Raw genomic sequence first — 24,679 nt, 5'->3', positions numbered from 1 at the left:
CCGGGTCCCGTGTGACCCAGCCCGCCAGCACTTGCCCGGTGAGAAGGACGTGACGACGATGCAGAACGAGGACAAGCTCCTCGAGTACCTCAAGCAGGTGACCGCGAAACTGCGCAAGACGCGCGCGCGGCTGCGTGAGGTGAGCGAGCGGGACCGTGAGCCGATCGCCGTCGTCGGCATGGGCTGCCGGTATCCCGGCGGGGTGACCGGCCCCGGGCGGCTGTGGGAGCTGCTCGCCTCCGGCGGGGACGCGATCTCCGGGTTCCCGGCCGACCGCGGCTGGGACACCGAGGGCCTGTTCGACCCGGACCCGGACAGGAACGGCACGACCTACGTCGTCCAGGGCGGCTTCCTGCACGGGGCGGCCGACTTCGACGCCGGGTTTTTCGGGATTTCCCCGCGTGAGGCGCTGGCCATGGACCCGCAGCAGCGCCTGCTGCTCGAGGTCGCGTGGGAGGCCATCGAAGCCGCGGGCGTCGACCCGGAGTCGCTGCGCGGCTCGCCGACCGGGGTGTTCGCCGGGGCCGCCCCGTCGGGATACCTCAGCGCGGGCGCCGGGATGGAGGGCGCCGAGGGGCACCTGATCACCGGCAACGTGACCAGCGTGATCTCCGGGCGGGTGTCCTACACCCTGGGGCTGGAGGGACCCGCGATCACCGTCGACACCGCGTGCTCCTCGTCGCTGGTCGCCCTGCACCTGGCCTGCCAGGCCCTGCGGAACGAGGAATGCTCGCTCGCCCTGGCCGGCGGGGTGACCGTGATGGCGGACCCCGGTGAGTTCGTCGGCTTCTCACGGCAGCGGGTGCTCGCCGCCGACGGCCGGTGCAAGGCGTTCGCCGCCTCGGCCGACGGCATGGGCATCGCCGAAGGCGCGGGGATGGTCCTGCTCGAACGGCTTTCCGACGCACGCCGCAACGGCCACGAGGTACTGGCGGTCGTCACGGGCGGCGCGGTCAACCAGGACGGCGCGTCCAACGGCCTCGCCGCCCCCAACGGCCCGTCACAGCGCCGGGTCATCAAGGCCGCCCTTGCCGGCGCCCGGCTGACCACGGGCGACGTCGACCTCGTCGAGGCACACGGCACCGGCACCGAACTCGGCGACCCGATCGAAGCGCAGGCGCTGCTGGCCACCTACGGACAGGGCCGTCCGGCGGAGAACCCGTTGTGGCTGGGCTCGGTGAAGTCCAACATCGGCCACGCCCAGCAGGCCGCCGGGATCGCCGGCGTGATCAAGATGGTGCTGGCGCTGCGCCATGGCGTGATGCCGGCGACGCTGCACGCGGCCGAACCGTCCCCGCACGTCGACTGGGCCTCGGGCAATGTCCGGCTGCTGCAGGACGCGCTGCCGTGGCCGGAAGGCGAGCGCCCGCGCCGCGGGGCGGTGTCGGCGTTCGGGATCAGCGGCACCAACGCGCACATCATCTTCGAGGAGGCCCCGGCCGCTCCGTCCGAAGAGGACATCGCGGACGCGACCGGCGACGGGGACGGCGAGGAGACCCAGGCCGTCGAGCGGCCCGCCGTGCTGGAGGGGGCGAAAGTCGTGCCGTGGCTGGTCTCCGGGCGGGGTGCCCCGGCGCTCGCGGCACAGGCCGGCAGGCTGCGCGAGCACGTGCTGGCCCGCCCCGAGCTGGAGCCCGCGGACGTCGCGTGGTCGCTGGCGACGACGCGGTCGGCGTTCGACCGGCGGGCCGTGGTCCTGGGCGGCGGCCGCGAGGAGCTGGCCGCCGGGCTGGCCGCGGTGGCGACCGGCGAGCCCGCCGCGTCGGTGGTGACCGGTGCGGTGGCACCCGGTGGTGTGGGCCGGACGGTGTTCGTGTTTCCCGGTCAGGGAAGTCAGTGGGTCGGCATGGGTCGTGAGCTGGCGTCGTGTTCGCCGGTGTTCGCGGCGCGGCTGGCCGAGTGTGGTGCGGCGTTGTCGTCCTTTGTGGACTGGTCACTGGACGATGTGCTGGATGGCAAGCATGGGTTTGAGGCGGCGGACGTGGTGCAGCCCGCGCTTTGGGCTGTGATGGTGTCGCTTGCCGAGGTCTGGCGTGCCGCTGGCGTCGTGCCGGACGCGGTAGTGGGTCACTCGCAGGGTGAAATCGCGGCGGCCGCGGTGTCCGGGATTCTGTCCCTTGAGGATGCCGCCCGGGTGGTCGCGTTGCGCAGCAAGGCTTTGCGGGTGCTCGCGGGCAAGGGCGGGATGATGTCGGTCGCCGAGGCCGCGGACGCGGTCCGGGAGCGGATCGTGCCCTGGGGCGAGCGCCTCGCCGTCGCCGCCGTGAACGGCCCGGTGACGACGATCGTCTCCGGTGATCCCGAAGCACTGCGCGAACTCGCCGGGTCCTGCCCGGACGTGCGGACGCGGCTGGTGCAGGTCGACTACGCCTCGCACTCCGCGCAGGTGGACGCCCTGCGGGAGGAGATCCTCACCGCGCTGCGCGGGATTTCCCCGCGCCGGGCCGGGATCCCGATGATCTCGGCGATGAGCGGGGAATTCCTGACCGGGCCGGAAATGGACGCGGAGTACTGGCACGCCAGCCTGCGCGAGCCGGTCGAATTCGAGCGGGCCGTCCGGACGCTGGGCGGGGCCGGGCACGAGATCTTCGTCGAGACGTCGCCGCATCCGGTGCTCACCGGGGCCATCGCCGACACGCTCGGCGGCGGGGCCGAACCGCCGATCGCCGTCGGCACCTTGCGCCGCGACGACGGGGGCGCCCCGCGCCTGCTGACCTCGCTCGCCGAGGCCTATGTGCGGGGTGCCGGCGTCGACTGGCGCACCATCCTCAGTGGACAGGCTGTCACGCTGCCTACCTACGCCTTCCAGCACCGCCGATACTGGCCTGCCGTCGAGCGCGCGGTGTCCGAAGTGGACGGCGAAAGCACCGTCGACGCGGGTTTCTGGGCCGCGGTGGAGGACGGCGACCTGGGCGAGCTGGCCGGCACGCTGGCACTGGAGGATCGGCAGCTGGCCGACGTCGTGCCCGCGCTGGCCTCCTGGCGACGGCGGAACCGCGAGGATTCCGCCGTCACGGGCTGGCGGTACCGGATCACCTGGGAGCCGGTGGCCGAGCCGGCCACCGCGGTGCTGTCCGGAACCTGGCTCGTGGTCGCCAGGAACGCGGCGCAGGCCGACGCCCAGGTGCGGGCGCTGCGCCAGTGCGGCGCGGAGGTCCGGCTCGTCGAGACCGGGGCGGCCGACCGCGCGGGCCTCGCCGAGGCCCTGCCCGCCGGAGACTTCGCGGGCATCGTGTCGCTGCTGGCACTCGACGAGGCGCCGCTGCCGGGGCACCCGGTCGTACCCACCGGCGTCGCCGCCACGCTGGCGCTGGTCCAGGCACTGGCCGACGCCGGGGTCACCGGGTCACTGTGGGCGCTGACCTCGGGTGCCGTGGCCGCCGGAACGGACGCGCCGCCGTCTCCGTCGCAGGCCCAGGTGTGGGGCCTGGCCCAGGTCGCCGGCCTCGAACTGCCCGAACGCTGGGGCGGCCTGATCGATCTTCCGTCCACTGAGGACGAACGGGCCGCGGCCAGGATGTGCGCGGTGCTGGCGGGCATCGGCGAGGACCAGGTCGCGATCCGTGCCGCGGGCCTGCTCGCCCGCAGGCTGGTCCGCGCCTCGCGGCCGCGTGCGGGTCGCGCACCGTACACGCCCCGCGGCACGGTGCTGATCACCGGCGGCACCGGGCTGATCGGTGGTCGCACGGGCGCGCTGCTCGCCGAGCGCGGCGCGCCGAGGATCGTGCTGACCAGCCGCTCCGGCCCGGCCGCCGCGGACGTGCCCGCGCTGGTGGCCGAACTCGCCGGCCGGGGGAGCGCGGTGGACGTCATCGCCTGCGACACCGCCGAGCGGGCCCGGACCGCCGGGCTCCTGGACCGGATCGCCGCGACCGGGCCCGCGTTGTCCTCGATCGTGCACTCCGCCGGGGTCGCGAGGGCCGCCTTCGTCCAGGACACCACCGTCGAACAGCTCGCCGACGTCTCCGCCGCGAAGGTGGCGGGGGCGGTGCATCTCGACGAACTGACCGCGGGCCTGGACCTGGACGCGTTCGTGGTGTTCTCCTCGGGCGCCGCGACCTGGGGCAGTGGTCTGCTGGCCGGGTACGCCGCGGCCAACGCCGCCCTCGACGCGCTCGCCGAGTCCCGCCGCGCCCGTGGCCTCGCCGCCACCTCGGTGGCCTGGGGCCTGTGGGGCGGGGGTGGAATGGGCGCGGGCGACGCGGGTGACCAGCTGCGCCGCTACGGGCTCCGGGCGATGGATCCCGAGCGGGGGATCCAGGCGCTGGCCCAGGCACTCGACAACGGCGACGGGCTGCTCGCGGTCGCCGACGTGGACTGGGCGCGGTTCGCCCCGACGTTCACCCTGCGCCGCCCCAGCCCGCTGATCGCCACGCTGCCCGAGGCCGTCCGCGCGCTCAACGGGTCCGAAAAGGACGGTGAGGATGCCGGACGTGCCGCCGGGGGTGAGCTGGCCGGCCGGCTTTCCCCGCTGTCGCCCGCGGAACGGGAGGAGGTGCTGACCGGTCTCGTCCGCGCCGAGGCCGCCGCCGTGCTCGGCCACTCCGGCGCCGAGGACGTCGAGCCCGGCAGGGCGTTCCGTGACCTCGGCTTCGATTCGGTCACCGCGGTCGAGCTGCGCGACCGGCTCGCCGAGGTCAGCGGCCTGCGGTTGCCGTCGACCCTGGTCTTCGACTACCCCTCCGCCACCGCGCTCGCGGGCCATCTGCTCGGCGAGCTGTTCGGCGCCGGAACCGCTTCGGCCGAGCCGGTTTTCGCCGCCGCGGCCGACGACGACCCGATCGCCATCGTCGGTATGGGCTGCCGGTTCCCCGGCGGCGTGGCCAGCCCCGAACAGCTGTGGGAGCTGCTGGCCGCGGGCACCGACGCCATTTCGCCGTTTCCCCAGGACCGCGGCTGGGACATCAAAGGGCTCTACGGCCGGGAAGGCGGCTTCGTCCAGGACGCCGCCGAGTTCGATCCGGGGTTTTTCGGGATTTCGCCGCGTGAGGCGTTGGCGATGGATCCGCAGCAGCGGTTGCTGCTGGAGGTTTCGTGGGAGGCGCTGGAGCGGGCGGGGATCGATCCGGTGTCGCTGAAGGGTTCTCGGACCGGGGTGTTCGCGGGCGGCTGGCTGCAGGTCTACGCCAACGTCCTCGCCAAGAGCTCCATGCTGGGCTACACCCCGGCCAGCGACGGCGGCAGTGTCCTTTCCGGACGCGTCTCGTACACCCTCGGCCTGGAAGGACCCGCGGTGACGGTGGACACCGCGTGTTCCTCTTCGCTGGTGGCCTTGCACTTCGCGGTCCAGGCACTGCGGTCGGGGGAGTGCGGGCTGGCGCTGGCGGGCGGTGTCACCGTGATGCCGACACCGGGCGCGTTCGGGTTCGGCTCCGCGCTGGCACTGGCCGAAAACGGGCGGTGCAAGCCGTTCTCCGCCGGCGCGGACGGCATGGGCATGGGCGAGGGCGCGGCCATGCTGGCCGTCGAACGGCTCTCCGACGCGCGGCGCAACGGGCACCCGGTGCTCGCGCTGATCCGCGGGACCGCGGTGAACTCGGACGGCGCGTCCAACGGGCTGACCGCGCCGAACGGCCCGTCACAGCAGCGCGTGATCCGGGCGGCGCTGGCGAACGCCGGTCTGTCCACTTCGGACGTCGACGCGGTGGAGGCGCACGGCACCGGCACCGTGCTGGGCGACCCGATCGAGGCGGGTGCGTTGATCGCGACCTACGGCCAGGACCGCGACCGGCCGGTGTGGCTCGGCTCGGTCAAGTCCAACCTCGGGCACACCCAGGCCGCGGCCGGTGCCGCCGGGATCATGAAGATGGTGCTGGCGATGCGGCACCAGGTCCTGCCGCGCACGCTGCACGCCGAGGAGCCTTCCGGCCACATCGACTGGGCGGCGGGCCGGGTCCGGCTGCTCACCGAGCCGGTGCACTGGCCGGTGGGCGAAAACCCGCGCCGCGCCGGGATCTCCGGCTTCGGCATCAGCGGCACCAACGCACACGTCGTCATCGAGGAACCCGCGATGGCCGGCCTGCCCGACGAGCCGGTCGCCGGGGAACGCCTCCCGGTCCTCACCGGTGACGCGCGGGCGTGGCCGGTTTCCGGCCGGACCCAGGAAGGCCTGGCGGCCCAGGCAGGGCGGCTGCGCGAGTTCGCCCTGGCCCGTCCCGAACTGGACCCGGCCGACGTCGCCTGGTCGCTGGCCACCACGCGGTCCACCTTCGGCCACCGGGCCGTGGTGGTCGGCGCCGACCGCGAGGAACTGGCCGCCCGGCTGGCCGCGGTCGCCACCGGCCAGCCGGACGCGGGTGCGGTCGTCGGCGCCATCCCGGTCGGCGGCCCCGGCAAGGTGGTGTTCGTGTTTCCCGGGCAGGGCAGCCAGTGGCCGGGCATGGGGCGGCGGCTGCTCACCGAGTCGCCGGTGTTCGCCGCCCGCTTCGCCGACTGCGCCGAAGCCCTGGCGTCCTATGTGGACTGGTCGCTTGCGGACGTGGTGAACGGCGTCGAAGGCGCGCCGGGTATCGACGCCGCCGAGGTGATGCAGCCGGTGTTGTGGGCCGTCATGGTGTCGCTGGCCGAGGTCTGGCGGGCCGCCGGGATCGTTCCCGACGCGGTGATCGGCCACAGCCAGGGAGAGATCGCCGCGGCGTGCGTGGCCGGGATCCTGTCGCTGGACGACGCCGCCAAGGTGGTGGCGCTGCGGTCGAAGGCGTTGAGCGAGCTGGACGCCGAGGGCGGGATGCTCTCGGCGGTGCTCCCGGCCGATCAGGCCGCGGAGATCCTCGAACCCTGGGGCGACCGGCTGTCGGTCGCCGCGGTCAACAGTCCCACCGCGACGGTGGTCTCCGGCGAGCCCGAAGCGCTCCTCGAATTCGAGCGGGAACTGCGGTCCCGCAAGGTGCTGCGCTGGCGCATCCCGCAGACGGACTTCGTCGCGCACTCCGCGCTGTGCGAGCCGGTCGAGGAGGTGCTGGCGGAGTCGTTGCGGGACATCGTGCCCACCGCGGGGGACATCCCGTTCTTCTCGACGGTCGAATCGCGGTGGCTCGACGGGACCGCGCTGGACGCCGCGTACTGGTACGCGAACGTGCGCCGCCGGGTGCGGTTCATGGATTCGGTGCTGGCACTGGCCGGGTCCAGGCACCGCACCTTCGTGGAGATCTCCGCGCACCCCGTGCTCACCACCGCGGTCGAGGAGATCTTCGAGTCGCGCGAAGATCTCCCGGACCCCGTGCTGACCGGGACGCTCCGCCGGGACGACGGCGGCGCGGCACGGCTGCTGTGCTCGCTGGCCGAGGCCCACGTGCACGGCCTGCCCGTCGACTGGTCCACCGTCCTCAGTGGACAGAGGGTGGAACTGCCGACCTACGCCTTCCAGCACCAGCGGTTCTGGCCAAGGCCCCACGGCGCCGCCGTGGACGGCGCCGCGGACCTCGGGCTCAGCCCGGTCGGCCATCCTCTGCTGGGCGCGGCGGTCGACCAGGCCGTGGGCGGTGGACTGCTGTTCACCGGCCGGGTGTCGCTGCGGACGCATCCGTGGCTGGCAGGCCACGTGGTGCGCGGGACGGCCGTCCTGCCCGGCGCGGCGTTCGCCGAGCTGGCCTTCGCCGCGGGCGAACGGTCCGGCTGCGCCCGTGTCGAGGACCTGACCCTGGAAGCGCCGCTGGTGCTTCCGGAGGACGGCGCGGTCCGGGTGCAGGCCGTCGTCGGCTCCCCGGACGCCGCCGGACGGCGCGAACTGAGCGTGTACTCGCGGCCCGCTGAGGCCGCCGAGGATCTGCCGTGGACCCGGCACGCATCCGGCTTGCTCGCCCCGACCGCCGAGGTCGTCGAGCCCGCGCGGGACGCCGACTTCGCCGAATGGCCGCCGGTGGGTGCCGAGCCGGTCGGGATCGACGGGTTCTACGCGGCCACCGCCGAGGGCGGATACCTGCTCGGAGCGGCGTTCCAGGGGCTCGAAGCGGTGTGGCGACGCGGAACCGACGTGTTCGCCGAGGCGACGCTGCCCGAGGACTTCGCCGCCGACGCGGCCGTGTTCGGCCTGCACCCGGCCCTGCTCGACGCCGCCCAGCAGGCCGGGGTGTTCGCCACCGGCGGCTGGGAGTCCGGGGAGACCTGGCTTTCCTTCGGCTGGACCGGATTGTCGGTGCACGCGACCGGCGCGAAAACCGTGCGGGTCCGGCTGCGCCAGGAGGAAGGCGGCGGGCTGTCGATGGCCGCGGCGGACGTCACCGGCGCCGCGGTGTTCACTGTGGACTCCGTGGTGATGCGCAAGGCGACCGGTGCCGACCGGTCCGCCCCGGCCACCCGAGCCGGGGACGCGCTGTTCGGAGTGGACTGGACACCGGTGCGCGTCGCGTCCCCGGCTCCGCGGGGCCGGTGGATCGTCCTCGGCGAGGATCCGGACGGACTGGCCGCCGGGCTCGCCGTCGCCGGAGTCGACGTCGGCTCGTACGACACGCTCACCGAACTCGCGGAGGCCGTCGATGCGGGCGAGCCCGCTCCGGAGATCGTGCTGGCCTGTCTGCCGGGACCCGGCGGCGCGTCGCCTGCGGACCGCGCGCGGCGCGTGACCGGGGACGTTCTCGGGCTGGTGCAGCAGTGGCTGACCGAGGACCGGTTCGACCCCGCCCGGCTCGCCGTGGTGACCAGGGCGGCGGTCGCCACCGCGCCCGGCGAGGACGTCACCGACTTCGCGGGGGCCGCGGTCTGGGGCCTGGTCCGCTCGGCGCAGTCGGAGAATCCGGACCGGCTGGTCCTCGTCGACCTGCCCGCCGCGGGCGACGGCGATCCGGCGGCCGCCATGGTCGCGGCGCTGGGCTCGCCCGAGCCGGAACTCGCGGTGCGGGCGGACGGCGTCCGCACGCGACGGCTCGCGCGGCCCGCGGAAGGCTTGGCCGTGCCGGCCGGTGGAGAGCCGTGGCGGCTCGCCGGTACGGCGGACGACCTCGTGCTGCGGCCGTGCCCGGAGCCGGCCTTGCCCCTGGAGGAGAGCCAGGTGCGGGTCGCGGTCCGTGCGGCGGGGCTCGACCGGGCCGACGTCCTCGGCGGGAACGGTCCGCTGGGCCGGGAGATCGCCGGGGTGGTGGTGGCGACCGGGCCGGGGGTCGGCGGGCTCGCGCCCGGCGACCGCGTGCTGGGCGTGGCGCCCGGCGCGTACGGGCCGCTCGCGGTGACCGGTGAGCACCAGCTCGCGCCGATGCCCGGGGACTGGACGTTCGCGACCGCCGCGTCCGTGCCGGTCGCGTTCACCGCCGCCTGGCAGGCCCTGTCCGGTACCGCGCCCGGCAAGCGGGTGCTGGTGCGTCACGCCGCGAGCGGGGCGGGGCTGGCCGCGGCCGCCGTCGCCAGGCACCTCGGCCTCGAGGTCTTCGGCACCGCGGAGCCCGGCCGGTGGGCGGCGCTCGCCGAGTTCGGTTTCGACACCGCGCATTTGGCTTCGCCCGGCGACTTCGAAGCGAAAGCGTCCACTGTGGACGTCGTGGTGGATCTGCCCCCGGAGGTCGGGGAGGTGAGCTTCGGCGAGGTCCTGACGCGAGTCGTGGATCTGCTCGCCACCGGGAAGCTGCCGTTGCCGCCGGTGCGTGCCTGGGACGTGCGCCGGGCTCCGGAAGCCTTCCGGTCCGTGGCGGGCGGCCGCCTGCTGGGCAAGGCCGTGCTGACCATCCCGCCGGACCCGGTCGTGCCGCGCCGCGCGGGGACCGTGCTGATCACCGGCGGGACCGGAACGCTGGGCGGGGTGGTCGCGCGGCATCTGGCCGACGCGGGCCGGGCCGCCGAGGTCCTGCTGACCAGTCGGTCGGGTCCGTCCGCCGCGGGCGTGCCCGGACTCGCCGCCGGGCTGGCCAGCCGGGGCGTGCCGGTGCGGGTGACCGCGTGCGACGCCGCCGATCCGCGCGCACTGGCCGGGGTCCTCGACCGGGAACCGGCGCTGACCGGGGTGGTGCACGCGGCCGGGGTGCTCGACGACGGGGTGATCGGATCGTTGACCCCGGAGCGCGTCGACACCGTCATGCGGCCCAAGGCGGACGCCGCCTGGCATCTCGACCGGCTCACCCGGCACCGCGACCTCGACATGTTCGTGTTGTTCTCGTCGGCGGCGGCCACGCTCGGCGCGCCGGGGCAGGGCAACTACGCCGCGGCCAACGGCGTCCTCGACGCCGTCGCCGCGCACCGGCGTGCCGAGGGCCTGCCCGCCGTGTCGCTCACCTGGGGCCTGTGGGCCGACGCGAGCGGAATGACCGAGGGACTGGGCAGCACCGACCGCGCCAAGTTCGCGCGCACCGGGATCGGCACGCTGAGCACCGAGCAGGGCCTGGCGTTGTTCGACCTCGCACTGGACCGGGACGAGGCGCTGCTCGTGCCCACGCCGCTGGACGTGCCCGTGCTGCGCGCGATCGCCAGGGCGGGCGGGCGCCTGCCCGCGGTGCTGCGCGGTCTCGCCCCCGCGCCGCGGGTGGTGCAGGATGTGGCCGCCGGCCCGGCGCTGCGCGAGCGCTTCGCCGGGGGCACCGGCCCGGAACGGGAACGGATGCTCGTCGAGCTGGTGCGGGAACAGGCGGCGGCGGTACTCGGCCACGGCGACCCGGAGGCGGTGGAGATCGACGGCGGTTTCCTGGAACAGGGCCTGGATTCGCTGACCGCCGTGGAGTTCCGCAACCGGCTGGGCATGGTGACCGGGCTGCGGCTGACCGGGGCGCTCGCCTTCGACCACCCGACCCCCGCGCTGCTCGCCGCGTATCTGTGCACCCGGCTCGCCGATGAGATGTCCACAAAGGACGCTTCGGCGCCGGTGACGCGGGACCCGCGCCGGTACACGGCGTCGGGTACGGACACCGGCACGTCACTGGATTCGCTGACGACGCTGTATCTGCGCGCGGCGAGGGAAGGCCGGGCGGCCGAGGTGATGCGGCTGGTGAGCGGACTGGCGGAGTTCCGGCCGAAATTCGCCGGAGCGTCCGAAGTGGACCGGATGCCGCCGCCGGTGCCGGTCTCCCGCGGCCCGGCCCTGCCGGGGCTGATCTGCCTGCCCTCCTTCGCGGGCACGGCGGACGCGCGGGAGTTCGCCAGGTTCGGGCGCGGTTTCCGCGGCGTGCGCGCGGTGTCGGCGCTCGCCACGCCCGGGTTCGCCGCCGGCGAGCCGCTGGCCGCGAACACCGGCGCGCTCCTGGACGTCTACGCCGCGAGCGTGCGAAAGTTCGTCGACGGCAAGGTGTTCGCGCTCGCCGGGTACTCGTCGGGCGGTCTGGTCGCGCACGCGCTGGCGGCGCGGCTGGCGGAGGCGGGCAGCACGCCCGCGGCCCTGGTGCTGATCGACACCTTCGCCCCGGAGAGCGCGGGCGTGCCGGAGGAGATCCTGGCGGCGCTGCCGGGTGCGGTGCTCGCGAACGCGCACGCACAGGAGAACGTGGGCGGTGACGACTGGCTCACCGCGCTGGCCCACTACTACGCGTTCGACTGGCGGGGGCTGCCGCGGCTGGACGTCCCGACCCTGCTCGTCCGCGCGGCCGACCCGGTCGGCGGCGGGTCCGGGGAGGTCTCCGGCGCGCCGGATTCCCCATGGGAGTTCTCCGGTGCCGTCACGAAGGTGGTCGTGCCGGGGGACCACTTCACGATGATCGGCGAACACGCCGAAACGACCGCGCGGGCCGTCGGGGAATGGCTCGCCGAACAACAGGGCGGTTCAGATGAGTGAACACACCGGACACCGGCTCGCCGTCATCGGCGCCGGGGTCATGGGAACCAACATCGCGGCGCTGGCGATCGGGCACGGCGTCCCGGTCGTGCTCGTCGACGTCGCCGACGAGGTGCTGGCGACCGCGCGCGCGACGGTCGGGCAGAAGCTCAAACACGCCCAGCTGATGGGCGTCCTGCCCGCCGGGCGTGCGCGGGGTGAGCTGGTCACCAGCACGTCGCCGTCGGACGCGGCGGACGCGACCACGGTCATCGAGGCGGTCGTCGAGATCGCCGAAACGAAGGCGAAGGTGCTGACCGAGGTCGCCGGCCTCGTGCGTCCCGGCACGTTGCTGATCTCCAACACCTCGTGCATCCCGATCGACGAGATGGCCGGCTGGGTGGGCCGTGGCGACGAATTGGTCGGCGTGCACTTCATGAACCCCGCGTACCTGATCAAGATGGTCGAGGTCATCCGCGGCACCGCGACGAGCGACGCGACCATGGAGCGGGTCGTCGCCCTGCTGACCGCGCTGGGCCGCGAGGCGCTGGTGATCAGGGACGCGCCGGGCTTCGTGATCAACCGGCTCCTGCACCCGCTCATCAACCGCGCCGCGATGCTCGTGCAGGAGGGCGTCGCTTCGGCGGAGGTCGTCGACGGCCTGCTGCAGGGCTGCCTCGGCCATGCGACCGGTCCGCTGCGCACCGCCGACCTGATCGGCATCGACAACCTCGTCGACTCGCTCAATGTGCTCCACGAGCGCACCGGCGACCCCGAATGTGCCCCGTGCGACCTGATGCTCGAAAAGGTCCGCGAGGGACAGCACGGCCGGAAAACCGGTCGTGGTTTCTACGACTACGGAAAGACGGCCCGATGACCACGGCTAACGAGACCATTGACGCGAAGGCCGTAGAGGCCGAACTGCTGCAGTTCCTCGGCGAACGGATCAAGGCGCCGGTGACGCCCGACCAGGACCTGTTCGGGGCCGGGCTGGTCTCCTCGATGTTCGCCATGCAGCTCGTGGTGCACCTGGAAGAGGCCTACGACATCGAGATCGTCGGGCCCGAGCTGACGCTGGACCACTTCCGGAGCGTGCAGGCGATGACCGCGCTCGTGCTGCGGCTGCGCGAAAGTGCCGGATCGGATGGGTGAGCCCGCGCTCCTGGACGAGCTGACCTTCCTCGACGAGCTCATCGGCGACGGCCCCCGTGAGTGGGACCTCGCCGGTGAACTCCCGGCCGGTCTCCTGCGCAAGCTCGGCGGCATGGGCGTCCTGTGCGCCGAGGTACCGGAGAGGTTCGGTGGCCTCGGCGCGGACAGCAGGCGCAACGGCGAGCTGACCGCGCACGTCGGCGGCCTGTGCAGTTCGCTGCGCAGCATCATGACCTCGCAGGGCATCGCCGCCACCGCGGTGCGCAGGTTCGGCGACCGGGCGCAGCGGCAGCGTTATCTCGCCGAGCTGACCGGCGGAAAGCTGGCCGCGGTCGGGTTCAGCGAACCCGGCGCGGGAAGCGACCTGTCGGCCATGACGACGCGGATTCGTCCCGACGGCGACGACGTGGTCGTCACCGGGGAGAAGCGGTGGGTCACCGGCTCGCGCTACGCCGACCTGCTGATGATCCTGGGGCGCCACGGCGAGGACGCGGCCGCGGTGATGGTGCCCGCGGACGCTCCCGGCGTGCGTGTCGAACCGGTGCCGGATCCGGTCGGCTGCCGCGCGGCCGGGCACGCGCGAGTGATGCTGGACGACGTCCGGCTGCCACTGTCCACTGTGCTCGGTGGCGGGCGGCAGTCCCTGCCGCTGCTGTTCACCACGGCGTTGTCCTACGGCCGCATGTCGGTGGCCTGGGGCTGCGTCGGGATCCTGCGTGCCTGTCTGGGCGCGGCGACCGCGCAGGCGCGGCTGCGTGAGCAGTCCGGCAAGGCGCTGGGGGAGCACCAGCTCGTCGCCGGGCACCTGGCCGATCTGTTCGTCGACGAGCAGGCGGCCACCCAGGTGTGCCGGTACGCCAGCGAACGCTGGGACGCCGGTGCGCCGGACATGGCGGTCGCGGCGGTGCTCGCCAAGCATGTCGGCGCCACGCACGCCGCGCGGTCGGCGGCGGTCGCGATGCAGGTGCTCGCGTCCTGGGGTGCCGAGGACGGGCACGTCGTCGCCCGCGCGTACCGCGACGCGAAGCTGATGGAAATCATCGAGGGCAGCAACGAGATCTCGCGGCTCGTGCTCGCCCGGCACGCACTCGACCACTTCTGAGACCTGAGAAACCCGTGGAACTGGAGGGATCCCCGTGTCCGACGAGCCGACCCTGGTCAAGTGCCTGGTCTGGGACCTGGACAACACGCTGTGGCGCGGCACCCTGCTGGAGGACCCCGAGGTCGTGCTGCCCGACGAGATCCGCGCGGTGATCGTCGAGCTCGACTCCCGGGGCATCCTGCAGTCGGTGGCCAGCAAGAACAACCACGACCACGCCTGGGCGCGGCTGGAGGCACTGGGCATCGCCGAGTACTTCGTGCTGCCGCGCATCGGCTGGGGGCCGAAGTCCGGGTCGGTCAAGGCGATCGCCGACGAGCTCGGCTTCGCCTTGAAGACGATCGCGTTCATCGACGACCAGCCCGCCGAACGGGCCGAGGTCTCCTACCACCACAAGGAAGTCCGCTGCTTCGACGCGGGGCAGGCGCGGGAGCTTCCCGGGCTGCCGGACTTCAGCCCCGCGGTGGTCACCGTCGATGCGAAGCGGCGCCGGTCGATGTACCAGGCGGGGTTCCGCCGCGAGAGCGAGCGGGACTCCTTCGCCGGTCCGGACGAGGAGTTCCTGCGCTCGCTCGACCTGGTCATGGAGATCAAGCGCGCGGACGAGATCGATCTGTCGCGGGTGGAGGAACTGACCCTGCGCACCAGCCAGATGAACGCCACCGGGGTGCACTACTCGGACGCCGATCTGCGCGCGCTGCTGGCCGACCCGGGTCACGAGGTGCTGACCGTCACGCTGACCGACCGGTTCGGCCCGCACGGCGCGGTCGGCGTCCTGCTGCTCGGGTACCACGAATCCGTGTGGCACCTGAAGCTGCTGGCGACGTCGTGCCGCGTGGTGTCCTTCGGCGCGGGCGCCGCGCTGCTGAACTGGCTGGTCACCGAGGCGGCGGAGGCGGGCGTGCACCTCGCGGCGGACTTCCGGCGCACCGAGCGCAACCGCATGATGGACATCGCCTACCGCTTCGCCGGGTTCACCGACGACGCCTGCGCGTGCCTGGCCGAGCTGGGCGGCGACGACCGCGGCGACGTCCAGTTCCGGCACCTGGTCGCCCAGGCCCGTCCGGCACCCGCCACGATGCGGCTCGTGGCACCGAAACTGGCCGAGAACCAGCTCGCCGGGCGAGCGGGCTGAATCGGGGGCTCAAGCGCCCCGAAGTGGCGTCGGGTGCATCGGACGCATCCGATACGGCGTCAGGAGCGGTGTTCAGGTGGCGCCGCCCCCGCGGTTGAACGCGTTTACGGCACCCGCGGCCCCTGGAACACTGAATCGTTCCGGGGACCCGGCGCCGGTGATGGTCACCCACGCCCTGCCCCGCGCGGGGTGTGGCGCGTACGGATGGGAGCGCTGGAATGCTCGAGGAGCCCCTCGCGATCGTCGGCATGAGCTGCCGCTATCCCGGTGGGATCGGCTCGCCGGAGGACCTGTGGCGTGTCGTGGCGGACGGCCGCCACGTCGGCGGAGGCGGGTTCCCCGCCGACCGCGGCTGGGATCTCGGCGCGTTGCTCGGTTCCGGTGGCACCGCCGCGAAGTCCATTGTGGATAGTGGTGGGTTCCTCGACGACGTGGCCGGGTTCGACGCGGCGTTCTTCGACATCTCCCCACGCGAGGCCACGGCCATGGATCCACGGCAGCGCCTGGTGCTGGAGACCGCGTGGGAAGTCCTCGAGCGGACGGGGATCGCGCCGGCGTCGTTGCGCGGCACCCGGACCGGCGTCTTCCTCGGCGCCGAGGCCGGCGACTACGGTCCCCGGCCGCACGAGGCACCCGGCACCGTGGCCGGCCGGTTGTTCACCGGTACCGCGGGGAGTGTCCTTTCCGGACGCGTCGCCTACGTCCTCGGCCTGAACGGACCTTCGCTGACCGTGGACACCTCGGCGTCGAGTTCGCTGGTCGCGGTGCATCTGGCCGTGTCCGCGCTTCGCCGCGGCGAGTGCACGCTGGCGATCGCGGGCGGCGTGTCGGTGATGGCGCTCCCGGGGAACTTCGTCGCCTTCAGCGCCTTGCGGGCACTGGCCCCGGACGGCCGGTGCAAGCCGTTCTCCGCCGACGCCGACGGCACGGCCTGGTCCGAGGGCGTCGGCATGATCGCGCTGGAACCGCTTTCCGCGGCCCGGCGCGCGGGGCATCCGGTGCTGGCCCTGATCCGGGGCTCCGCGATCAACTCCGACGGGGCGAGCGAGAGCCTGACCGCCCCGGACGGCGACGCGCAGCAGGCGGTGATCCGGGCCGCGCTCGCCGACGCCGGACTGACGCCCGGCGACGTAGACGCAGTGGAGGCACATGGGACCGGCACCCGGCTGGGTGACCGGACCGAGGCGGCCGCGCTGCTCGCCGCATACGGCGGAGACCGCCCGAGGGACCGGCCCCTGCTGGTCGGCTCGGTGAAGTCCAACCTCGGCCACAGCCTCGCCGCCGCGGGCGTGGCAGGCGTGATCAAGACCGTGCAGGCCCTGCGGCACCGGACGCTGCCCGAGTCGCTGCACATCACCGAGCCGGCGCCCGGCGTCGACTGGTCGGCGGGTGCGGTCCGGCTGCTCACCGAACCGGCGTCGTGGCCGGACACCGGCCGCCCGCGCCGGGCAGGCGTGTCCGGCTTCGGCATCGGCGGCACGAACGCGCACGTCATCGTCGAGGAGCCGCCTGCCGCCGAGCCGCGCGCGGCCGGGGAACACACGCCGGTGCTGGCCTCCGGGCCCTACGCCTTGACAGTGTCCGGCCGTACTCCCGGAGCGCTGTCGGCCCAGGCTGGCCGGATACGGGCGCTGACCGGCGAATCCGGGCCGGAGCCCGCCGATCTGGCGTGGTCGATGGCCACGACCCGCTCGGTGTTCGAACACCGGGCCGTCGTGTTCGGCGCGGATCGGGGCGAACTGGCGGCCGGTCTCGCCGCGGTGTCCGCCGACCGGCCCAGCGCTTCCGTCGTCACGGGAGTGGCCGGGACGACGTCGCCGGTGGTGTTCGTGTTCCCGGGTCAGGGCAGCCAATGGGTCGGGATGGGCCGTGAACTGGCTTCGTCGTCGCCGGTGTTCGCGGCCCGGCTGGCCGAGTGCGCCGAGGCGTTGTCGTCCTCTGTGGACTGGTCACTGGACGATGTGCTGGCGGGTGCGTACGGATTCGAGGCGGCCGACGTCGTCCAGCCCGCGCTCTGGGCCGTGATGGTGTCCCTCGCCGCCGTCTGGGAGGCCGCGGGGGTTGCGCCGGACGCGGTGGTGGGGCATTCGCAGGGCGAGATCGCCGCCGCCGCGGTGGCGGGGATTCTGTCCCTCGAGGACGCCGCGCGCGTGGTTTCCCTGCGCGCCAGGGCTTTGCGGACGCTGGCCGGGCGCGGCGGGATGATGGCCGTCGAGCAGGCCGCGGACGTCGTCCGCGAGTGGATCGGGCCATGGGGCGAGAAGCTGTCGGTCGCCGCGATCAACGGTCCACTGTCGACAGTCGTGTCCGGTGATCCGGCGGCGTTGCGGGCGCTCGCCGGGGCACACGGCGACGTGCGGACCCGGGTGATCCCGGTGGACTACGCCTCGCACGGTGCCCAGGTGGGCGAGCTGCGCGAAGAGATCCTCGCCGCACTGGACGGGATTTCCCCGCACGAAGCGCGAATTCCGATGATCTCCGCGATGAGCGGCGAGATGCTCGCCGGGCCGGAGCTGGACGCCTCGTACTGGTACGCCGGCCTTCGCGAGCCGGTCGAATTCGCCCGTGCGGTGCGGATACTCGCGGAGAGCGGGCACCGGATCTTCGTCGAGACCTCCCCGCACCCGGTGCTGACCGCCGCCGTGACCGACACCGCCGGTGAAGCCGTCGTCACCGGCACGCTGCGCCGCGACGACGGCGGTCCCGGCCGCCTGCTGCGTTCGCTGGCCGAGGTCCACGTCCGCGGCGTCACCGTGGACTGGGCGGCGGTGCTGCCCGGCGGCGAACGGGTCGACCTGCCCACCTACGCGTTCCAGCACCGGCGGTTCTGGCTGGACGGCGGCGAGCCGGCCGCTCACCCGGTTTCGATCGAGCCCGTGGAGTCCACTGAGGACACCGGGAAGTCCCTCCTGCGCGAGCGCCTTGCCGTGCTGCCGGAGGCGGACCGGACGCGGGAACTGCTCGATCTCGTCCGCACGCACGCGGCGGCGGTACTCGGCCACTCCGGGCCGGAGCAGGTGCGGGCGGAACGCACGTTCAAGGAACTCGGTGCCGACTCGGTGACCGCGGTGGAACTGCGCAACCGGCTGGCCGCCGTCACGGCGCTCCCGCTGCCGGCCGGCCTCGTCTTCGACCGGCCCACCCCGGTCGCCCTGGCCGGATACCTGCGGGCCGAACTACTGGGGGACGGCGAGGACGTCGAAGTGGCCACGGCCACGGCGTTCGACGGCGAGCCGATCGCGATCGTCGGCACCGGATGCCGTCTGCCAGGGGGAGTGTCCAGCGCCGAGGAACTGTGGGAGGTCGTCAGCGCGGGCACGGACCTGGTCGCGGGCTACCCGGCGGACCGGGGCTGGGATCTCGGCGGGCTGGCCGGTTCCGGCGGCGGTTTCGTGCGTGGGGTGGCCGATTTCGACGCCGGCTTCTTCGGGATTTCGCCGCGCGAAGCGGTCGCGATGGATCCACAGCAGCGGGTGCTGCTGGAGGTGTCCTGGGAGGCGCTGGAAGGGGCCGGAATCGACCCGGCGTCGTTGCGAGGCAAGGATGCCGGCGTGTTCGCGGGGGCTTTCTCCTCCGGCTACGGCGGCGGCCCGAACGGCGTGCTGGACGCCGGTGAGCGGAGCGGGCACCTGATGACCGGCATCTCGTCGAGTGTCCTTTCCGGACGGATCGCCTACACGTTCGGGCTGGAGGGCCCGGCCGTTACGGTGGACACCGCGTGCTCCTCCTCGCTCGTCGCGCTCCACCTGGCGGTCAGGGCGCTGCGCTCGGGCGAGTGCTCGCTCGCCCTCGCGGGCGGGGTCACCCTGCATGCGACGCCGGAGTGGCTCGTCTGGTTCACCCAGCAGGGCGGCCTGGCCTCGGACGGCCGGTGCAAGGCGTTCGCGGAGCCCGCCGACGGCATGGGCATGGCCGAAGGAGCCGGAATGCTGGTGCTGCAACGGCTTTCCGACGCGCGGCGCGACGGGAACCCGGTGCTCGCGGTGATCCGGGGCAGCGCGGTGAACTCCGACGGCGCGTCGAACGGGCTGACCGCGCCGAACGGCCCGGCGCAGCAGCGGGTCATCCGCGCGGCGCTGGCGGACGCCGGTCTGTCCACTTCGGACGTGGAGGTCGTCGAGGCACACGGCACCGGGACGAGGCTGGGTGACCCGATCGAGGCGAACGCGCTCATCGCCACCTACGGTCGTGACCGGGACGCCGCCCGGCCGGTGCTGCTGGGCACGGTGAAGTCGAACATCGGCCACACGCAGGCCGCCGCGGGCGTCACCGGGGTGATCAAGATGGTGTCCGCGCTGCGGCACGGCGTCGTCCCCGCGACCTTGCACGCCGCGACGCCGACGTCGCGGGTGGACTGGTCGCCGGGTGCCGTCCGGCTGGCGACCGAGACGACCCCGTGGCCGGAGGGCGGCGGGCCGCGGCGGGCGGGCGTGTCGTCGTTCGGGATCAGCGGCACCAACGCGCACGTGATCCTCGAGCAAGCCCCCGAGGCGGAGATTCCCGAGCCCGTCGCCGAACGAGAGCTGCCGGTGCCGGTGTGGCCGCTGTCCGGCCGGACCCCGGACGCGGTGGCCGCCCAGGCGCGACGGCTCGCCGAGCAGCTCGACGAGGCGGCGGACGCGGTGGACGTGGGCTGGTCGCTGGCGACGACGCGGGCGGCGTTGGAGCACCGGGTGGTGCTGACCGGCGGCCGTGATGAGCTGCTGGCCGGGCTGACCGCGGTCGCCGAGGGCGGCGAGGCGCCGAACGCCGTCGCCGGGACGGCCGGGGCCGCGGGCAGGATCGCCTTCGTCTTCAGTGGCCAGGGCGCGCAGCGGCTGGGCATGGGCCGGGAGCTGCGGGCCGCGTATCCGGCGTTCGCGGAGACCTTCGACGCGGTGTGCGCGGAGCTGGACCGGCATCTCGATCGGCCCTTGAAGTCCATTGTGGAAGGCTCGGACGCCGGACTGGTGAACGAGACGCAGTGGGCACAGGCCGGGTTGTTCGCGGTCGAGGTGGCGATCGTCGCGTTGCTGAAGTCGTGGGGTGTCCAGCCGGACGCGGTCGCGGGGCATTCGATCGGTGAGCTCGCCGCCGCGTATGTCGCGGGGGTGTGGTCGCTGTCCGACGCGTGTGCGCTGGTCGCCGCCAGGGGACGGTTGATGCAGGCACTTCCGCGTGGCGGGGCGATGGTGGCGGTGACCGCGGCCGAGGACCGGGTTTCCGGTGTGCTGGAAGGTTTTCCCGGCGCGGCGATCGCGGCCGTGAACGGCCCGCGTTCGGTGGTGCTTTCGGGTGAGGAGGCGGCCGTGCTGGCCGCGGCGGATCTCCTGGCCGAGGGTGGTGCGCGGACGAAGCGGCTCCGGGTCTCGCACGCGTTCCATTCGCCGTTGATGGAGCCGATGCTGGCCGCGTTCGCGGAGGTCGCCCGGTCGGTGACCGGTCACGCTCCGAGGATCCCGCTGGTCTCCGGGTTGACCGGTCGTCCGGTGACGGAGGAGGTACTGGACCCCGGGTACTGGGTGCGGCATGTGCGCGAGGCCGTCCGGTTCGGCGACGCGCTGGCCACGCTGCGCGGGACCGGTGTCCGCACCTTCGTCGAGGTCGGCCCGGACGCGGCGCTCACGCCCATGGCGGCTCCGGCCGAGGGCGAGGCCTGGCTGCCGGTGCTGCGCCGGGAACGTCCCGAGCCCACGACCCTGGTCACCGCGGTGGCGGGCCTGCACGCCCGGGGCGGCGAGGTGGACTGGCCGGGATTCTTCGCCGGTTCCGGGGCCCGGCGGATCGACCTGCCGACCTACGCCTTCCAGCGCACCCGTTACTGGCTCGACTCCGGGAAACCGCCGGACGCCACCGGTCTTGGTCTGTCCACTACGGACCATCCGCTGCTCGGCGCGGCCGTCGAGGTGGCGAACGGCGACGGGTTCCTGCTGACGGGCCGTCTTTCGCTGCGGACGCATCCCTGGCTCGCCGATCACGTCGTCGCGGGATCGGTGGTGGTGCCCGGTACCGCGTTGGCAGAGATGGCGGTGCGTGCGGGCGACGAGGCGGGCTGCGGTCGTGTCGCCGAGTTGCTGATCGAGGCACCGCTGACGGTGCCGGAGCGGGGCGGCGCCCAGGTGCAGGTCACCGTCGGCGCACCGGACGACGACGGACGCCGTGAGCTGGCGATCCATGCCCGGACCGGCGAGGACCCGGAGGGCACGTGGACCCGGCACGTGTCGGGCGCTCTCGCCCCACTCGAATTGTCCTCTGTGGACAGCGAATCGGTGCGGTGGCCGCCCGCGGACGCCACGCCGATCGACGTCGGCGACGGCTTCTACCCGGCACTGGCCGAAAACGGGCTGGCCTACGGGCCCGTGTTCCGCGGCGTCCGGGCGGCGTGGCGACGCGGGGACGAGCTCTTCGCGGACGTCTCGTTGCCCGACGGCGTCGCGGTGGCCGGGTTCGGCGTGCATCCGGCGTTGTTCGACGCGGCGCTGCATGTCCTCGCCCTCGGCGAAGGCACCCGCGTTCCCTTCGCATGGTCGGACGTCGTGGTGCACGCCGCCGGCGCGGTCGCCGCGCGGGTCCGCGTCGCGCCGGCCGACGGCGGTGGCGTGTCGGTGACACTGGCCGACGCCACGGGCGGCCCGATCGTCTCGGTCGGATCCTTGACAATGCGGAACTTCACGCCCGCGGCGCCGAGCGCGGAGGTGGCGCGCGAAGCGCTGTTCCGCCTGGAATGGCAGCACGCCTCCGCCGAGGAGGATGTCGACACCACAGGCTGGGTGCTGCTCGGAACCGCGCCCGAACTGCCCGGCGCGTCGCGTTTCGGAGACCTCGCCGAACTGGCCGACAGCGTCCGTAATGGCACCGAAGTCCCGGACACGGTCGTCGTCGCCAGCTCCGCCCCGGAGAACCCAGTCGGCGGCGCTGTCGACGTGCTCGAGCTGATTCGCGCCTGGCTCGCCGAGGACGCACTGGCCGGGGCCCGGCTGGTCGTCGTCACCGAACGGGCCGTGGACGCCGGGCCGGACGTGCCGGTGCGGGTCGCCGGCGCGCCCGGATGGGGGCTGCTGCGGGTCGCGGCTTCGGAGAACCCGGGACGTGTCGTGCTCGCCGACGTCGACGGATTCGCCGGCGTCGCCGGTCCGCTGGCCGCCGGGATCGCCCTGGGGGAGCCGGAATTCGCCGTGCGCGGCGGGCAGGTGCGTGTGCCCCGGCTGGTTCGTGCCACCGGAGGGCTCGACATCCCCGGCGGATCCGGTGGCTGGGCACTGGGCTACACCGGTCAGGGCACGCTGGAAGCCTTGGCACTGAGGGAAACCGGCGACGATCGGCCGCTGGCACCCGGTGAGGTCCGGGTGGCGGTGCGCGCGGCGGGGGTGAACTTCCGCGATGTGCTGACCGTGCTCGGCGTCTATCCCGGTCCGGCCGGGCCGCTGGGCCTGGAGGCCGCGGGGATCGTGCTCGAAGCCGGCGAGGAGGTGACCGGGCTGGCGATCGGCGACGCCGTGATGGGCGTGTTCACCGGCGCGTTCTCCCCGGTCGCGGTGACCGACGCGCGGCTGCTCGCTCCGGTGCCCGCGGGCTGGTCGTGGGCGGAGGCCGCGGCGGCGCCGGTGGCCTACGCGACCGCATACCACGCCCTGGTCGACTTGGCGGGGCTGGGCGCGGGGGAGTCGGTGCTGGTGCACGCCGCCGCCGGCGGCGTCGGGCAGGCCGCCGTGCAGCTCGCGCGTCACCTCGGCGCCGAGGTGTTCGGCACGGCGAGCCCGGCGAAGTGGCCGGTCGTGCGGGCACTGGGATGCGCGGGCGAGCGCCTGGCCTCCTCCCGCACTCTGGACTTCGAGAAGACTTTCCGCGCCGCGACCGGTGAGCGCGGTGTCGACGTTGTGCTGAACGCGCTGGCCGGTGAGTTCGTCGATGCTTCCCTGCGGTTGACGGCACCTGGCGGCCGGTTCGTCGAGATGGGCAAGACGGATCTGCGTGATCCGGACGAGGTCGGACGCGCGCACGGGGTTTCCTACGAGGCGTTCGACCTGCTCGAGAAGGGCGTACCGGTCATGGGCCCGATCCTGTCCGCGCTGCGCGGGCTGTTCGGGTCGGGGGCGCTGCGGCCGTTGCCGGTGACGTGCTGGGACGTCCGGCAGGCCGCGGACGCGTTCCGCTTTCTGGGCCAGGGCAGGAACATCGGCAAGGTCGTGCTCACCATCCCCGCACCGGCCGGCCCCGAAGGCACGGTTCTGGTCACCGGCGCCTCCGGTGCGCTGGGTGGCCTGGTGGCCCGGCACGTCGTGGCGGGCCGGCGGGCCCGGCACGCGCTGCTGATGTCGCGCCGGGACGTCGCCGCGTCCGGAATCGCCGACACCACGGCCGCCTTGGCGGATCTCGGTGCCCACGTGCGCGTGGTGGCCTGCGACGTCGCCGACCGGGCGGGGACGGCCGCCGTGCTCGACGCGATCCCGGAATCCGCGCCGCTGAAGGCGGTGGTGCACGCCGCCGGAGTGCTCGACGACGCGGTGCTCGGTTCGCTCACCCCGGACCGGGTCGCGTCGGTGATGCGCCCGAAGGCCGGGGGCGCGTGGCTGCTGCACGAGCTGACACGGGACAAGGATCTCGACACGTTCGTCCTTTTCTCGTCCGTGGCGGGGATCTGGGGCAATCCGGGGCAGGGCAGCTACGCCGCCGCGAACGCGTTCCTCGATGCGCTGGCCACGCACCGCCGTCAGCTCGGGCTGCCGGGGACTTCACTGGCCTGGGGGCCCTGGGACCAAGGCATGGCAGGCAGCCTGACGGACGCCGATCGTCAGCGCTTCGGCCGCCAGGGACTGCGGCCGCTCACCGGCTCCGACGGCCTGGCACTGCTCGACGCCGCTCTCGCCGTCGGCGACCCGCTGCTCATCCCCGCCCGCGTGGACACGACGAGTTTCGGCGACGTCGAGCCGCCACCCCTGCTCTCCCACCTCGTCCGCCGCCCGGCCCGGCGCACGGCGAGGAGCGCCGCGCCGTCGTCGGGCCTGGCCGAGCGTCTCGCCGGTTTGCCGCCGGCCGAACGGCAGGAGACCATACTCGGGATCGTGCGCACCCAGGCGGCGCTCGTACTCGGCATGGCAGGCCCCGACGCCGTCGCCGCGGACCGGACCTTCCGCGAACTCGGCTTCGACTCCCTGACCGCGGTGGAACTGCGCAACCGGCTCACCACCGCCACCGGAAGGCAGCTCTCGCCCACGCTCATGTTCGACTACCCGGCGCCCAGCACGCTGGCCGCGTACCTGCTGCGGGAACTCGGCGGGGCCGAACCGGGGCCCTCGCCGGTGCTCGCGGCTCTCGACGACCTGCAGTCGTTGCTGGCGGCCACGGAGGATCCCGCGGAGAAGGCCAAGGCCCTCGCGCGTCTCGAAGGCCTGCTGCGGGACTTCCACACCGGCGTCACCGACGACGAAGCCGGACAACGGGAACTGGCCGAAGCGACCGACGACGAGATCTTCACGCTCATCGACACGGAACTCGGTCTCTCCGACGTGTGACCGGCCGGCCTGTCCTGCTGGTTGTCGCTGCGGACCGTCGACTGTGGAGCGTCAGGCGGGACGCAGACCCTGCCGACGAGCTCGAGGTCTACCGACAGAGCGCAATGGGCCGAGGCGCTTTCCTCGGCCGAGGGGGCGCG

At 73.7% G+C, this 24,679-nt stretch carries 5 protein-coding genes and 1 pseudogene; all 6 read left to right on the top strand.

Features of this window, described 5'->3' with window-relative positions:
* The first annotated feature begins 49 nt into the window (after positions 1–49).
* Entirely contained in the window at positions 50–11,683 is an 11,634-nt protein-coding gene (locus ACFWX1_RS07780) for a type I polyketide synthase (protein WP_378384969.1), read from the top strand.
* Positions 11,676–12,539, top strand: coding sequence for a 3-hydroxyacyl-CoA dehydrogenase family protein (locus tag ACFWX1_RS07775; protein ID WP_378384967.1), 864 nt, complete (start codon positions 11,676–11,678; stop codon positions 12,537–12,539). The genes ACFWX1_RS07780 and ACFWX1_RS07775 overlap by 8 nt, the downstream gene beginning before the upstream one ends.
* Positions 12,536–12,814: an acyl carrier protein gene (locus ACFWX1_RS07770; protein ID WP_378384965.1), complete on the top strand. Its 279-nt coding sequence runs from the start codon at positions 12,536–12,538 to the stop codon at positions 12,812–12,814. The genes ACFWX1_RS07775 and ACFWX1_RS07770 overlap by 4 nt, the downstream gene beginning before the upstream one ends.
* Positions 12,807–13,916: an acyl-CoA dehydrogenase family protein gene (locus ACFWX1_RS07765; protein WP_378384963.1), complete on the top strand. Its 1,110-nt coding sequence runs from the start codon at positions 12,807–12,809 to the stop codon at positions 13,914–13,916. The genes ACFWX1_RS07770 and ACFWX1_RS07765 overlap by 8 nt, the downstream gene beginning before the upstream one ends.
* 34 nt (positions 13,917–13,950) lie before the next feature.
* The gene (locus ACFWX1_RS07760; RefSeq protein WP_378384961.1) at positions 13,951–15,048 is read left to right on the top strand and encodes an HAD-IIIC family phosphatase; all 1,098 of its coding nucleotides are present in this window, start codon (positions 13,951–13,953) and stop codon (positions 15,046–15,048) included.
* A 218-nt stretch (positions 15,049–15,266) separates the two neighbouring features.
* Positions 15,267–24,539, top strand: a pseudogene (locus ACFWX1_RS07755) (type I polyketide synthase); the annotation flags it as partial.
* Positions 24,540–24,679: the final 140 nt, after the last annotated feature.

The organism is Amycolatopsis sp. NPDC059021 (assembly GCF_042739895.1).
In the GTDB taxonomy this organism is placed as follows: Bacteria; Actinomycetota; Actinomycetes; order Mycobacteriales; family Pseudonocardiaceae; genus Amycolatopsis.
This window is presented reverse-complemented; position numbering and strand designations above follow the sequence as displayed.